Genomic DNA, 14,074 nt, shown 5'->3' on the forward strand with positions numbered 1-14,074 from the left:
GCAGCCTGCCACCGTGTACGAACTCGCCGAGGTCAACATCGCCCGCTCAAGGCAAGAGGCCATGGTCGCCCTGTGGTGGGTCCCGGCGGGCCACCGCCCCACGGTGGCCGAGGCGGAGTCCCGCCTCCTCCACATCCGCCCCCACGGCCCGACCCCGTACGCCTTCACCCTGCGGACGGCGCACCCGCCCCAGGGAGCCGCACCGCTGATCGGCGACGTACCGGAGGAGCTGGGCTGCTCGGCCTGGCGGCGACTGACGGCGCGGGGCCGACGCCGAAGCACGGGCACCGGTACGCCGGGCTCCGGGCGTCCGCGCCTGTTCAGCTTGATGGTCGTCGACGGCCGGCACGCCCGCGGGCTCACCCGAGGCAGACACCGGGTCAACAAGTGACGCGCAGGGGATTGACGAGCTTGCTGACAGGCAGTCTCATAAGAGCAACCGTGACGTGTGCACAACGAGGTGGGCAGCCATGACGACCCTGACGGAAGCCGACGCGCTCGACGGCCTGCGCGATGCCCTCGGCCTGCTGAAGGACCGGGAGCAGGTGGCCCAACGGCTACTCGACTCCTCCGCCAAGCACTCCTTCGACCCGGACAAGGAGCTGGACTGGGACGCGCCCTTCGAGGAGGGCAAGTGGTTCTGGCCGCCGGAGCTGGTGTCGCTCTACGGCACGCCGCTATGGAAGCGGATGAGCGAGGAGCAGCGGATCCTGCTCTCCCAGCACGAGGCGGCGGCGCTGGCCTCTCTCGGCATCTGGTTCGAGATCATCCTGATGCAACTGCTGGTCCGGCACATCTACGACAAGGCGGCGACGAGCGCGCACGTCCGCTACGCGCTCACCGAGATCGAGGACGAGTGCCGGCACTCCAAGATGTTCGCCCGGCTGATCACGCGCGGCGGCACGCCCTACTACCCGGTCAGCCGCCTGCACCAGCACCTGGGGCGCCTGTTCAAGACCATCTCGACCACCCCGGGCTCCTTCACGGCGACCCTGCTCGGTGAGGAGGTCCTCGACTGGATGCAGCGTCTGACGTTCCCGGACGAGCGCGTCCAGACCCTGATCCGGGGCGTCACCCGCATCCACGTGGTGGAGGAGGCCCGCCACGTCCGCTACGCCCGCGAGGAACTCCGCCGCCAGATGGTGACGGCCCCCAAGTGGTCCCAGGAGTTCACCCGCATCACCTCCGGGGAGTTCGCCCGGGTGTTCTCGGTCGCGTTCGTGAACCCCGAGGTCTACACGAACGTGGGCCTGGACAAGCGGGAGGCCCTCGCGCAGGTACGGGCGAGCGGGCACCGCCGCGAGGTCATGCAGAACGGGTCCAAGCGGCTGACGGACTTCCTCGACGACATCGGAGTGTTGCGAGGGGCCGGGCGACGGCTGTGGAGGTCGTCGGGGTTGCTGGCCTAGGGGTCACCGGGTCGCGAAAGCGAACCCGGTCAGGTCACGTCCAAGCAGGGTGACTGACCGCGTGCGGCGGTCAGGCCGGCTCAGCGCCCCACCCCCACCGAAGCAGCCACAGGCCACCGCAGGCACCCCGCTCCCCCGCACAGCCCGCCGGAGGCACCCGCTACGCAGCGCCCCGGCCCCCCAATTACCCTGCGAGGCATGACACGAGCCGCCCCCACCCCCGCCTACCGGCGACTCAGCGTCGAGGAACGCCGCAGTCAGCTCCTCACCTCGGCGCTGGGCCTCTTCGCCCACCGCGCACCGGAGGACGTCTCCCTGGACGACGTGGCGGAGGCGGCCGGGGTCTCGCGGCCCCTGGTGTACCGGTACTTCCCCGGCGGCAAGCAGCAGCTCTACGAGGCCGCCCTGCGCTCCGCCGCCGACGAGCTCCGGCACTGCTTCGACGAACCCCGCGAGGGGCCGCTCCTCCCCCGTCTGTCCCGCGCCCTCGACCGCTACCTCGCCTTCGTCGACCAGCACGACGCGGGCTTCAGCGCCCTCCTCCAGGGCGGCAGCGTCGTCGAGACCTCCCGTACCACCGCCATAGTCGACGGCGTCCGCCGCGCCGCCGCCGAGCACATCGTCAGCCACCTGCGGGTCACGGAACCGGGGCCCCGTCTGCGCATGACCATCCGCATGTGGATCACCGCCGTGGAGGCGTCGTCGCTCATCTGGCTCGACGAGGACAAGCAGCCCCCGGCCGAGGAGCTCCGCGACTGGCTCGTCGAGCAGTTCGTCGCCATGCTGACGGTGACCGCCCGCCGCGACCCGCAGACCGACGCCCTGGTCCGGGCCCTCGCCGAGGATGTCTGACACTGATCACGTGAAGAGTGAAGACACCCCCTTCGAGGGCGGCCCCATGGACGGCAGGGTCCTGCCCGTCCTGCTCGGCATCACCGGCCACCCGCCCAAGACGTACCGCATCCCCGTCCCGGCCCCCGACGGCGGCCCGCCCACCGTCCTGGTCTACCGCCGCGTACCCCGGGGACAGGGCAAGGTCGGCCTCACCAACCGCTGGAAGTACGCGTACGCCCCGGAGGGCGCCCCGGCCCGCCGCCTGAACTGGCCCTGGTCGAAGCCGAACCGTTCCTGATCAGGTGGAGGCCCCACACCCTCCGCCGAGCCCGATCAGGCGCCGCCCCACGAGCCAGACGCCACGCCGCCCGGCAAGCCGGACGACGCCGACGGGTGACCTCGTTGCGCCGAACCGCGCACACCCACCGCGCGCACCCCGCGCACACGCCTGATCCTCACGAATGTCCGGTGGCCGAAGGGCCACCCCCGCATCGGAGGTGATGGCATGTCAGCAAGGCTCGTGCGTCTGGTCTGCGTCGCTGCGACGGCGACGGTCCTCGCGCCCACCCCCGCCACAGCCGCCCCGGCCCCCGGCACCGCCGAGGACGTCCCCGTCGCCGATCTTCTGACGGATCTTCAGGAGCTGTACCGAAAGGCGGAAGGGGCCACCGAGGCCTACAACACGACCGAGGAGAACCTGAGGAGGCAGCGCGCGGAGACCGACCGTCTGGACCGCGCCCTCGTTCGCGCCCGGCTCTCCCTGCACGACAGCCGGGGCGCTGCCGGCCGGCTCGCCCGGCAGCAGTACCAGAGCAGCACCGGCATCTCCCCGTACGTACGCCTGCTCCTGGCCCGCGACCCCCAGCACGCGATCGAGCAGGGCCATGTGATCGGCCGGCTCGCCCGGGAGCGGGCGGGCACCATCGGCCGGCTCACCGGCGACGAGCGCAAGGCCCACGACCTGGCCCACAAGTCCCGCAAGGCCCTGGACAGGCAGCTCGCCCTCACCGAGCGGCGCAAGAGGGAGCGGGACGAGGTCCGCGCACGCCTGAAGGACGTGGAGGAACTCCTCGCCTCCCTCCGTTCCGACCAGCTCACCGCCCTCGCCGAGTTGGAGAAGGACGGCACGGCGAGGGCACAGAAGAAGTTCCTGGCCTCGGGCGCGCTCAGCGGCAGCCCCGGCAGCCCTGGCAGCAGGAGCAGCGTCCGCAAGCCGACGGCCGAGGGCGGCCGGGCCGTCCGGTACGCCGTACGGCAGCTCGGCAAGCCGTACGAGTGGGGCGCGGAGGGACCGAGGTCGTACGACTGCTCGGGGCTGACCTCGCAGGCCTGGGCCAAGGCCGGGACGCCCATCCCGCGGACCAGCCAGGAGCAGTGGAAGCAGCTGGAGCGGATCCCGCTGGAGGAGCTGCGCCCCGGCGACCTGGTCGTGTACTTCCCCGAGGCCACGCACGTCGCGCTGTACCTCGGCGACGGCATGGTCGTCCACGCGCCCCGGCCGGGTGCGAAGGTGAAGGTGTCACCGATCGCGGCCAACCCGGTCCTGGGCGCCGTACGCCCGGACCCGGACGGGGAGCCCGTGCGGCGGTACGAGCCGCCGGAGCTCCCCGAAGGCGCCGCGGACGGGTCGGACGAGGGCTTCGGGGGCTACGCGGCGCCCGCGCCCGACACCTCTGCCAGGTAGGCCTGGGACTTGTCCGGGTCGTAGAAGAAGTTCTCGAAGTCGGACGGGTCGTTGAAGCCGTTGGCGAAGCGGTCGGCGACCGGCTGGAGTTCCCCGGCGGCGCCGATGAGGTTCAGGACGTGCTCCGGCGGCGGCGCGAGCATCGTGTTGGTCCACTTGGTGACGTGCTGGGCGGTGTTCCAGTAGCGGTCGAAGGTGGCCCGCATCCACTCCTCGTCGAACGGCTTGTCGCCGTGCTCGACGATCGAGGCGAGGTAGGCGGCGGCGCACTTGGACGCCGAGTTGGAGCCCTGCCCGGTGATCGGGTCGTTGGCGACGACCACGTCGGCGACGCCGAGGACCAGCCCGCCGCCGGGGAGGCTGCCGACGGGGTTGCGGACGGTGGGGGCGTAGCGCCCGGCCAGCGTGCCGCCCGCGTCGGTCAGTTCGACGTTGGTGGCCCGCGCGTACTCCCAGGGGACGTACCGCTCCATGAGTTCCAGGGTCAGGGAGAGGTGCTCCGCGGGGTCCTTGACGCCGTTGAACACGTCGAGCGGACCGCCGGGTATGCCCTCCCAGAACAGGATGTCGGCGCGGCCGGAGGTGGTCAGGCAGGGCATGACGAACAGTTCACCGACGCCCGGCACGAGGTTGCAGCGGACCCCTTCGGTTCCGGGGTGCTCGGGGCGCGGGCCGAGGCCGTGGACGTACGACACGGCCAGCGCGCGCTGCGGCTCGCTGTAGGGGGAACGCTCCGGGTCGCGGGCGAACATCTGCACCAGCTCGCCCTTGCCGGCCGCGACCAGCACCAGGTCGTACGTGCGGGCGAAGTAGTCGAGGTCGCCGACGGCCGCGCCGTGGATGACGAGCTGTCCGCCACGCTGGGCGAACGTCTCCATCCAGCCGGCCATCTTCACGCGCTGGTCGATCGACTGGGCGTACCCGTCGAGCGTGCCCAGCCAGTCGATCGCACGTGCCGCGGGGCCCTCGGCCCAGGAGCCGGGGGCGGCGACCGAGACGCCGAGTCCTTCGATCTTCGGGGCCTGGGACTCCCAGAAGTTCAGCTGGAGATCGCGCTCGTGCTGCAGCGCCGTGTGGAACATGCACTGCGTGGACATGACCCGGCCGGTGCGGATCTCGTCCGCCGTCCGGTTGGACATCAGGGTGACCTCGTACCCCTGCGACTGGAGGCCGAGAGCGATCTGGAGCCCGGACTGACCGGCTCCGACGACGAGTATCTTCCGCATGCGGGCTGTCCTCTACTCGGGGGTTTCGTCGAGCGCGTGGCCCACGAGGGCCAGGAGGGTCTCGATCACGGAGATCCGGCGACGCGCGTCCATGATCATGACAGGTATGTGCCGCGGGATGGTCAGGGCCTCCCGCACGTCCTCCGGCTCGAACAGCTCGCTGCCGTCGAAGTGGTTGACCGCGACCACGTAGGGCAGTCCGGAACTCTCGAAGTAGTCCAGGACCGGGAAGCAGTCCTTCAGACGGCGTGTGTCGGCCATGACGACGGCGCCGATCGCGCCGCGCACGATGTCGTCCCACATGAACCAGAACCGCTGCTGGCCCGGTGTGCCGAACAGGTAGAGCACCAGGTCGTCGTCGAGCGTGATGCGCCCGAAGTCCATGGCGACGGTGGTGGTGGTCTTGCCCGGCGTGGCGGTGAGGTCGTCGGTGGCCTCGCTCGCCTCGGTCATCAGCGCCTCGGTCTGCAGGGGCGTGATCTCCGAGACGGCGGTGACCAGCGTGGTCTTGCCCACGCCGAAGCCGCCCGCCACCACGATCTTCGTGGCGATGGGGGCACGGGTGCGGTCCGTCTGCCAGGCATGCATGTCGTCGTCCGGCTGGACGGACGGGGAGGAACCAGCGACGCCGTGAGCGGCGTCAGAGACGACGGAGTCCACTCAGCACCCTTTCCAGCAGAGCTCGGTCCGGGCGGCCTGTGCCGTGGCCGGTGCCCGTCCCGTACACACGGATCTTTCCCTGGTCCGCGAGGTCGCTGAGGAGCACGCGGACCACGCCGAGCGGCATCTTCAGCAGCGCGGCGATCTCGGCCACCGTACGCATCCGGCGGCACAGTTCGACGATGGCCCGCAGTTCCGGCATCACCCGGGTGGACAGGGAGCCGTTCGTCAGTTCCCTGCGCTCCTCCGGGGCGCCCAGCGCGGCCGTGCTCGCCACGAACGTCTCCACGAGGAGGACGTGTCCGAAGCGGGTCCGGCCGCCGGTGAGCGAGTAGGGGCGGACCCGAGCGGGTTTGCGGTCACCGCCGCGGACCGGGAGCTGATGCTTGGGCGTACTGCTCATCGGGCACTCCCCGTCGTCTGGGACTCCTCCAGGGATTGTCGGAGCTCGCTGCGGAGTTCGGGCGTCAGGACGTGACCGGCGCGGCCGACGAACAGGGCCATGTGGTACGCCACCACGCTCATGTCGCAGTCCGCGGAGCCGTGGACGCCGAGCAGCGAACCGTCGCTGATCGACATCACGAACAGGCTGCCCTCGTCCATGGCGACCATCGTGTGCCGGACCCCGCCGAAGTCCATCAGCTTGGCGGCGCCGATGGTGAGGCTGCCGATGCCGGAGACGATGGTGGCCAGGTCGGCGGCGGAGCCGCGCGGGCCGGTCCGCCCGGTCCCGCGGGCCTGCAGGGCCTCCCGGGCCTCCTTGTTTCGGTGGTCGTCGGAGGACAGCAGGAGCAGTCCGTCGGACGAGACGACCGCGACCGAGAGGATGCCGGGTACCTCCTCGACGAGGTTGGTCAGCAGCCAGTGCAGGTTGCGGGCCTCACTACTCAGTCCGATCAGTCCGAAGGTACTGGGCGCGGTCAACTGCTTGCCTCCTCGACTGTGCCCCCCGTGGCTTCTTCGGATCCAGCTGGTCCAGATGTGCCGGTGGCCGGCCGCTGGTGCGAGGCCGTCCGCTCGGCGATCTCCGCCTCCACGTCCCGGTAGCCGGCCTGGGCGCCCTGCCGGAAGCCGCCGAGGCGGCGGCGGAGCGCGTCGGCGTCGACCGAGCCGCTGCGCTGGCGCGGGGCGGTGGCCGGAGCGGTGATCTTCGGTGTGCGCTTGGGGAGGCCCTTGTCGGTGACGCGGTCCTCCTCCTCGTCGGGTGCGCGTTCGTGTTCCGCGCCGTCGTTCCCGAACTCGTCCCCTGTGCGGGTCGCGCCGTCGTTCCCGAACTCGTCCCCCGTGCGGGTCGCGTCGTCGGCCGCGGGCGGCCCCTGCAGGGCGTACTCACCGTCGGTGGGCGCGGGTCCGTGCTCCGCCGGGGCCGGCTCGCCCTGCGGGATCGGGGCCAGCAGCTCCATCGTGGTCTCGGCAGGGGTCTCGGCAGGGATCTCTGCCTGGGTCTCGGCAGGGGGCCCGTCCGGCGTCGTGGCCTCTGCCGCGAGTGCGGCCGACTCGGCCGCTTCGGCCGGTACCGCTGGCCCGTCCGGTTCCGCCGCTTCGGCCGGTTGCGGGTGCTCCCCGGCCTCCTTCCGCCGGACCGCCTTCTCCGCCATGGCCACCAGCGGGTCCTCGCCGGCCGTGCGGCCGTGCAGGACGTTGGAGTTGGCCTCGGCGTCGGCGCCGGGGAGGGAGAAGGAGTGCGTGGTGCCGGTGGGCGGGCCCGAGGCCGGGACGGCCACGGGCGGAGCCGCCGCCAGCAGCGTGCGGGGCAGGACGACGACCGCCGCGACACCGCCCTGCTTCTGCTCGCGCAACTGCACGCGCGCACCGTGGCGGTGGGCGAGGCGGGCCACGACGTACAGGCCGAGGCCGAGACCGTCCTCGCCCTCCTGCTCGTACGGCGCCTCCGGGTCGAAGTCGGCCAGGCGGGAGTTGAGCCGGTCCAGCCGGTCCTCGGTCATGCCGATGCCCTCGTCCTGGACCGAGAGCATGACCTCGCCGCTCTCCAGCAGCCAGCCGGAGATCTCCACGGGCAGGTCGGGCGGGGAGAAAGAGGTGGCGTTCTCCATGAGTTCGGCCAGCAGGTGGGAGAGGTCGTCCGCGGCGAACCCGGCGATGTGCGCGTGCGGCGGCAGGGCGGCGATCCGGACCCGCTCGTAGCGCTCGATCTCGCTGACCGCGGCGCGGACGACGTCCACGAGCGGCACGGGCCCGGCGGCGTGCTGGACGTGCTCGGTGCCGGCGAGGACCAGGAGGTTCTCGCTGTGCCGGCGCATGACCGTCGCGAAGTGGTCGAGCTTGAACAGCGTGGCCAGCCGGTCCGGGTCCTGCTCGCGCTCCTCCAGGTTCTCGATGACGGCCAGTTGCCGCTCGACCAGGCCGAGGGTGCGCAGCGCGAGGCTGACGAACGTACCGCCGATGGCCGTGCGCAGCCGCTCCAGCTGGGCGGCGGACTCGGCGAGTTCGCCGCGCAGTTCCTCCCGGGCGTCGGCCATCTTCTGGCGCTGGCCGACGAGGTGCTTGCGGTCGGCCTCCAGCGTGGTGATCCGCTCGGTGAGGGCGGCAGCGTGCGCGTGCAGGGCGTTGACGGAACGCACCACCTGGGCAAACTCGTCGTTGCGGCCGGTGAACTTCACCGGTTCCTCGGCCGCCGGGTCCTCCGCCTCGGCGAGGCGCTTGGAGCCCAGGCGCAGGACCGCGAGGGGGCGGGTGAGGCTGCGGGCCATGCCGGTGGCGACACCGACCGCGAGCAGCATCAGGGCGCCGAGCACGGCGATGCGGATCTCCAACGCGGTGACGTCGTCGTCGCGCAGCGCCTCGAGGTCCTTGGTGCGGCGGTCGTAGAGGGCGGACTCCACGCCGCGCATCAGGTCGACGCGGGCGGAGAGGGCCGCGTCCAGCTTCTTGCCGCTGGTGGAGAGTTCGCCGCCGGTGAGCGTCGGCTGGTCGGTGAGGGTGGCGAGGTACTTCTCGGCGGAGTTGACCTCGGCGCCGGTGACCGTGTGGTCGAACGAGGTGCGGGCCGCCTTGGGCGCGGTGTCGCGGAAGTCGGCCAGGGCCGCGTCGGAGCGCAGCCGGGCCTGCTGGGCCGCGGCGCTCAGGAGGTCGCGCTGCCGGGCGTCGGCGTCCGAGGAGGTGGAGGCCTGGGTCGGCAGGCCGGTGACGGGGTCGATGACCGTCTCGGTGCTGCGCGGCACGCTGAGCGCGGCGAGCAGCAGCCCGCGGGCCGCGGCGGCCTGCTGGACGGCGGAGTCCAGTTCGGCCAGCGCCTGGCCGCCGGAGCCCGCCCGGGGCGGCGTCTGCTGAGCCAGCTGCTCGGCGAGCCGGTGGAGCTCGGTGATGGTGGTGGAGTAGGCCTGGTGCGCTTCGAGCGCGCTGCTCCTGCCGGTGAGCGCCGCCCTGCGCACGGCCGCTATGGCGTCGAGGTCCGAGCGGAGCGAGGCGGGCGTGTCGGTGTCGGACCGCAACTCCTCGACCTGCCGGTCCACGCGCTCGCTGTGCTGCTCGGAGGGAGCCTTGGCCTTGGGGCGGCCGGCCGCGATGTAGGAGGTGACGTCGTCGCGCTCGTCGGCGAGCGCGTGCGCGAGGCCGAGCGCGTCCTGGGTCTGCTCCGCGAGCGTCACCAGCTCCTGCGCGTCGTGGAGTTGCCCGGAGGCGGCGAGCACGGACGGGGTGCCGGCACCGGCGATGGCCGCGGCGACCACGGCGACGGCGACGATCAGCCGGTTGCGTACGTGCGTGGGGCGGCCCTTGCCGGTGGGGGGCGTCGGCTCAGCGCCCTGATCGGGGGCCGTCTGCTTGCCTGTGCGACGAGGCCGCGTCTTCTGCACCGGTGCTCGCATTCCTGACTCGTGAACCCTTGGGCCCGGATGACGCTCCGTCAACTGGTGCGTACTCCCGGTACACTTCCCGACCCTCCCAGCGCCGGTGGGCAGCGCACGCGCATCACCTGACCCGCCACCCGAAGGAGTGAACCCCGGAGGGGAGTTGAGGGGCAAGTTCCGCAGGCCTTTGCAGCGGCCTTGCGCGGCACGCCGGTTGGACGACGGGGGCGGGCGGTGGCAGTATTCGCCACCACGCCTTCCCGGAATAAATCATTCCAGCCCAAACCAGGCAGCTGACCTGCGCGGCCGTGCCGGTCGGGCCACCATTGCCAGCCTTTTGCGAACCTCGTGAAGGGCTCGTGCAGACTGGCCGGATGCGTACTGAACTCGCCTCGGAGCCGGGAGACGCCGACCGCCCCAACGAGGACTTCGCCGCTGTCGGACTTCCGGCCTCCGGACAGGGCGGTTCGGTCGTCGTCCTGGACGGGGTCACACCGCCGAGGACGGGGACGGGCTGTCTGCATTCCGTTCCCTGGTTCACCGCACGTCTCGGTGGGGCACTGACCGAACTGACCGTTTCACTCCCGGATGTTCCCCTGGTCGACGCCCTGTCCCGGGCCATCGCGCGTACCGCCGAAGCACACGCCGCAACCTGTGACCTTTCTCACCCCCGCACGCCGCAGGCCACGGTGGTCCTGGCCCGCTGGAACCCGGACACGGTGGAGTACCTGGTGCTGTCGGACTCGGCCCTCCTCGTGGAGTCCCCGGACGGCGTGGTGACACCCGTCCTGGACGACCGGCTGTCCCTCCTGCCCCGCTCGGCCCTGGCCACGGACGCGCTGGTGGACGCGACGGTCCGCAACAAGGAGGGCGGCTTCTTCACGGCGGCGGCCGATCCCTCGGTGGCCCGCCGAGCGGTGACCGGCACCCTCCCCCGCGGCGAGGTCCGCGCCCTGGCCGCCCTGACGGACGGTGCCGGCCGCTGGGTGGAGCGGTTCGGTGAGGGCGACTGGGCGGAGTGCTTCCACCTCCTGCGCAAGGAGGGACCGCAGGCGCTGGTGGACCGCGTGCGGGCGCTGGAACGGGCGGATTCGGACAGGACGTCCCTGGGCCGGAGCAAGACGCACGACGACGCGACGGTGGTGTACGCCGAGTTCTAGGGCCGGTTGCGCAAGTGGCCCCGGGCACTCGACGGTGCGAGCGGCTGCCGGGCGCCGGGCGGGGCTCTACTTCTCCATGCCGCGGTTGAGCTGGTGCAGCAGCCGGGCCAGTTCCGTGACCTCGCGGGTGTCCCAGTCGGCCAGGCGGCCGGCGTAACGAGCGCGGCGGGCCTCCCGGACCCGGCGGACTCGGTCGTGGCCCTCCTGGGTGAGGGCGACCAGCCAGGCGCGGCCGTCGGCCGGGTCGGGCTCGCGCGCGACCAGGCCGAGTTCCTCCAGGGCGCGCAGCTGGCGGGACATCGTCGCCTTGCCGACGCCGATGTAGGCGGCGAGCTCGGTGCCCCGCTGCTTGCCGCACTCGCCCAGCCGGACGAGCAGCCCGTACGCGGAGGACTCCAGGTCGGGATGGACCTCGCGGGCCATCTCGCCCTGGCTGGCCCGGGCGCGCCTCAACAGCACGGTCAGTTCGCGCTCCAGCGCCAGGAAGGCGGGCTGATCCACTCCGCTCGCGGCCAGGCCGGGCTCGCCTGCCGGTCCGTCGCCGTTGCCGTTGTCCCGCACGTCAGCCCCTGCCTCGGTCGTCACCCGTACTGAGATTCTCCGTCACCTGCCGTCATCGCCGCAGTTCGGCAAGTATTCCGCAGGTCACGGCGTGCGCGTGCACAGGGTCACCACGCGGTGAAGGCCCGGGCCTCCCTCACGAGAACCCGGGCCTCCCTCATCCGATGGCCTCCGTCACGCGGCCACCGGAACCTCCGGCGCCGCCCCCGCGGTCGCGGGCGCGAGCGCCAGCTCCAGCACCTGGCGGACGTCGGTGACGGCGTGGACGTCGAGCCTGTCCAGCACCTCCGCCGGGACGTCGTCCAGGTCGGGCTCGTTGCGCTTGGGGATGATCACGGTGGTGACGCCCGCCCGGTGCGCCGCGAGCAGCTTCTGCTTCACTCCGCCGATCGGCAGCACCCGCCCGGTCAGCGAGACCTCGCCGGTCATCGCCACGTCCGTGCGGACCAGCCGCCCGGACAGCAGGGACACGAGGGCGGTGGTCATCGTGATGCCCGCGCTCGGGCCGTCCTTCGGGACCGCGCCGGCCGGGAAGTGGATGTGCACGCCCCGGTCCTTCAGATCGGCCACCGGCAGTTCGAGCTCGGCGCCGCGGGAGCGCAGGAAGCTCAGCGCGATCTGCGCGGACTCCTTCATCACGTCTCCCAGCTGACCGGTCAGGGTCAGCCCGGCCGCGCCCGTCTCCGGGTCGGCCAGCGACGCCTCGACGAACAGCACGTCGCCGCCCGCGCCGGTCACCGCGAGCCCGGTCGCCACGCCCGGTACGGACGTCCGCCGCTCGGCGGGGTCCTGGGCCGACTCGGGCACGTGGTGCGGCCGGCCGATGAGATCGCGCAGGTCCTCGTCCCGGACGGTGAACGGCAGCTTCCGCTCGCCCAGTTCGTGCTGGGCGGCGACCTTGCGCAGCAGCCGGGCGACGGACCGCTCCAGGCTGCGGACGCCCGCCTCGCGCGTGTACTCACCGGCGAGCTTGCGCAGGACGCTCTCGTCGATGGTCACCTCGTCCTTGTCGAACCCGGCCCGCTCCAGCTGGCGCGGCAGCAGGTGGTCGCGGGCGATGACGACCTTCTCGTCCTCGGTGTAGCCGTCCAGGCGGACGATCTCCATCCGGTCGGCCAGGGCCTCCGGGATCGCCTCCAGGACGTTGGCGGTGGCGAGGAAGACGACGTCCGACAGGTCCAGCTCGACCTCCAGGTAGTGGTCCCGGAAGGTGTGATTCTGCGCGGGATCGAGCACTTCGAGCAGGGCGGCGGCCGGGTCGCCCCGGAAGTCGGAGCCCACCTTGTCGATCTCGTCGAGCAGCACGACCGGGTTCATCGACCCGGCCTCCTTGACTGCCCGGACGACCCGGCCCGGCAGCGCGCCGACGTAGGTGCGCCGGTGCCCGCGGATCTCGGCCTCGTCGCGCACCCCGCCGAGGGCGACGCGCACGAACTTCCGGCCCATCGCGTGGGCGACGGACTCCCCCAGGCTGGTCTTGCCGACGCCGGGCGGCCCGACCAGCGCGAGCACGGCACCGCCCCCACCTCGCCCACCGCCACCCTCAGCCGAGGCGCTTCGCGCCGCACCCTCGAGCCGCCCGCCGACGACACCCAGCCCCCGGTCGTCGCGCCGCTTGCGCACCGCCAGGTACTCGGTGATCCGCTCCTTGACGTCCTCCAGACCGGAGTGCTCGGCGTCCAGGACCGCCTTGGCGCCCTGGATGTCGTACGCGTCCTCGGTGCGCTCGTTCCACGGCATCTCCAGGACCGTGTCGAGCCAGGTGCGGATCCACGAGCCCTCGGGCGACTGGTCGGAGGAGCGCTCCAGCTTGTCGACCTCCTTGAGCGCGGCCTCGCGGACCTTCTCGGGCAGGTCGGCGGCCTCCACGCGGGCGCGGTAGTCCTCGGACTCCTCGGCGGAGTCCTTGCCTGCCTCGCCGTTCAGCTCGCGCAGCTCCTTGCGGACCGCTTCCAGCTGACGCCGCAGCAGGAACTCGCGCTGCTGCTTGTCGACGCCCTCCTGGACGTCCTTGGCGATGGACTCGGCCACGTCCTGCTCGGCGAGGTGGTCGCGCAGCTGCTGGGTGGCGAGCTTGAGCCGGGCCACCGGGTCGGCGGTCTCCAGGAGTTCGACCTTCTGGTCGGTGGTCAGGAACGGCGAGTAGCCGGAGTTGTCGGCGAGCGCCGAGACGTCGTCGATGGCCTGGACCCGGTCGACGACCTGCCAGGCACCGCGCTTGCGCAGCCAGGCGGTGGCGAGGGCCTTGTACTCCTTGACCAGTTCGGCGACCTGCCCGAGATAGGGGGCTCCCCTGTTCGAACGAGGTTGAGAACTTGGGGAAGGCTCCGGCACGGTCTCGTCGACGCTGGTGCCCTCGACCCAGAGGGCCGCGCCGGGGCCCGTGGTCCCCGCACCGATGCGCACCCGCCCCCGGCCGCGGATCAGCGCGCCCGGGTCACCGTCGGCCAGCCGGCCGACCTGCTCGACGGTGCCGAGCACACCGGTGCTCGCGTACGTCCCGTCGATGCGCGGCACCAGGAGTACCCGGGGCTTTCCGGGCGTTGACCGGGCAGCGGCCTGGGCGGCCTCCACCGCGGCGCGGACCTCGGAGTCACTCAGGTCCAGCGGGACCACCATCCCGGGCAGGACGACCTCGTCGTCGAGCGGCAGCACGGGCAGGGTGAGCGGTGTGGACGTCGAAGCCATGATCTCCCCTTCGGCAGTCAAGTTGAGCTATGCCGACTCAATG

General features: G+C 72.1%; 12 protein-coding genes and 1 pseudogene. 6 read left to right on the plus strand and 7 right to left on the minus strand.

The genetic code is table 11. From position 1 onward, the window contains the following. Nucleotides 1–52: 52 nt before the first annotated feature. The 5 genes and pseudogenes from ACZ5TL_RS23420 to ACZ5TL_RS23440 form a co-directional block, all read left to right on the plus strand. Nucleotides 53–241 (plus strand): annotated as a pseudogene (locus ACZ5TL_RS23420) (DUF3291 domain-containing protein); the annotation flags it as partial. Between the two features lie 229 nt (nt 242–470). Further along, the gene (locus ACZ5TL_RS23425) at nt 471–1,409 is read left to right on the plus strand and encodes an AurF N-oxygenase family protein (protein WP_468592125.1); all 939 of its coding nucleotides are present in this window, start codon (nt 471–473) and stop codon (nt 1,407–1,409) included. Between the two features lie 198 nt (nt 1,410–1,607). Further along, nucleotides 1,608–2,261, plus strand: coding sequence for a TetR/AcrR family transcriptional regulator (locus tag ACZ5TL_RS23430; protein WP_468592126.1), 654 nt, complete (start codon nt 1,608–1,610; stop codon nt 2,259–2,261). Nucleotides 2,262–2,271: 10 nt separating this feature from the next. After that, on the plus strand, nt 2,272–2,541 hold the full coding sequence (locus ACZ5TL_RS23435) for a hypothetical protein (protein ID WP_468592127.1): 270 nt from the start codon (nt 2,272–2,274) through the stop codon (nt 2,539–2,541). Nucleotides 2,542–2,748: 207 nt separating this feature from the next. Continuing rightward, nucleotides 2,749–3,927 (plus strand): C40 family peptidase, encoded by a 1,179-nt coding sequence (locus tag ACZ5TL_RS23440; protein ID WP_468592128.1) that lies wholly within the window; start codon nt 2,749–2,751, stop codon nt 3,925–3,927. Here the strand turns inward: ACZ5TL_RS23440 and ACZ5TL_RS23445 are convergent. The 5 genes from ACZ5TL_RS23445 to ACZ5TL_RS23465 are packed head-to-tail and all read right to left on the minus strand — an operon-like array spanning nt 3,891 to nt 9,640. Further along, on the minus strand, nt 3,891–5,153 hold the full coding sequence (locus ACZ5TL_RS23445) for a styrene monooxygenase/indole monooxygenase family protein (protein ID WP_468592129.1): 1,263 nt from the start codon (nt 5,151–5,153) through the stop codon (nt 3,891–3,893). The two genes, ACZ5TL_RS23440 and ACZ5TL_RS23445, sit on opposite strands and share 37 nt — an antisense overlap. Before the next feature lie 12 nt (nt 5,154–5,165). Beyond that, nucleotides 5,166–5,813 (minus strand): GTP-binding protein, encoded by a 648-nt coding sequence (locus ACZ5TL_RS23450; protein WP_468592130.1) that lies wholly within the window; start codon nt 5,811–5,813, stop codon nt 5,166–5,168. After that, nucleotides 5,794–6,216: a DUF742 domain-containing protein gene (locus tag ACZ5TL_RS23455; RefSeq protein WP_468592131.1), complete on the minus strand. Its 423-nt coding sequence runs from the start codon at nt 6,214–6,216 to the stop codon at nt 5,794–5,796. The genes ACZ5TL_RS23450 and ACZ5TL_RS23455 overlap by 20 nt, the downstream gene beginning before the upstream one ends. Further along, on the minus strand, nt 6,213–6,737 hold the full coding sequence (locus tag ACZ5TL_RS23460; RefSeq protein ID WP_468592132.1) for a roadblock/LC7 domain-containing protein: 525 nt from the start codon (nt 6,735–6,737) through the stop codon (nt 6,213–6,215). The genes ACZ5TL_RS23455 and ACZ5TL_RS23460 overlap by 4 nt, the downstream gene beginning before the upstream one ends. Continuing rightward, nucleotides 6,734–9,640 carry a sensor histidine kinase gene (locus tag ACZ5TL_RS23465; protein WP_468592133.1) on the minus strand — a complete coding sequence of 969 codons (2,907 nt, stop codon included), beginning with the start codon at nt 9,638–9,640 and terminating at the stop codon, nt 6,734–6,736. Before ACZ5TL_RS23465 ends, ACZ5TL_RS23460 begins: the two co-directional genes overlap by 4 nt. 356 nt (nt 9,641–9,996) lie before the next feature. Here ACZ5TL_RS23465 and ACZ5TL_RS23470 point away from each other — a divergent pair, with 356 nt between their 5' ends. Next, the gene (locus ACZ5TL_RS23470) at nt 9,997–10,782 is read left to right on the plus strand and encodes a protein phosphatase 2C domain-containing protein (RefSeq protein ID WP_468592135.1); all 786 of its coding nucleotides are present in this window, start codon (nt 9,997–9,999) and stop codon (nt 10,780–10,782) included. A 66-nt stretch (nt 10,783–10,848) separates the two neighbouring features. Here the strand turns inward: ACZ5TL_RS23470 and ACZ5TL_RS23475 are convergent, their stop codons facing one another. Next, nucleotides 10,849–11,343: a MarR family winged helix-turn-helix transcriptional regulator gene (locus ACZ5TL_RS23475; protein ID WP_468592302.1), complete on the minus strand. Its 495-nt coding sequence runs from the start codon at nt 11,341–11,343 to the stop codon at nt 10,849–10,851. Between the two features lie 174 nt (nt 11,344–11,517). Then, entirely contained in the window at nt 11,518–14,031 is a 2,514-nt protein-coding gene (gene lon, locus ACZ5TL_RS23480; RefSeq protein ID WP_468592137.1) for an endopeptidase La, read from the minus strand. Between the last annotated feature and the right edge of the window lie 43 nt (nt 14,032–14,074).

It is taken from the genome of Streptomyces sp. NPDC033136, from assembly GCF_055578235.1.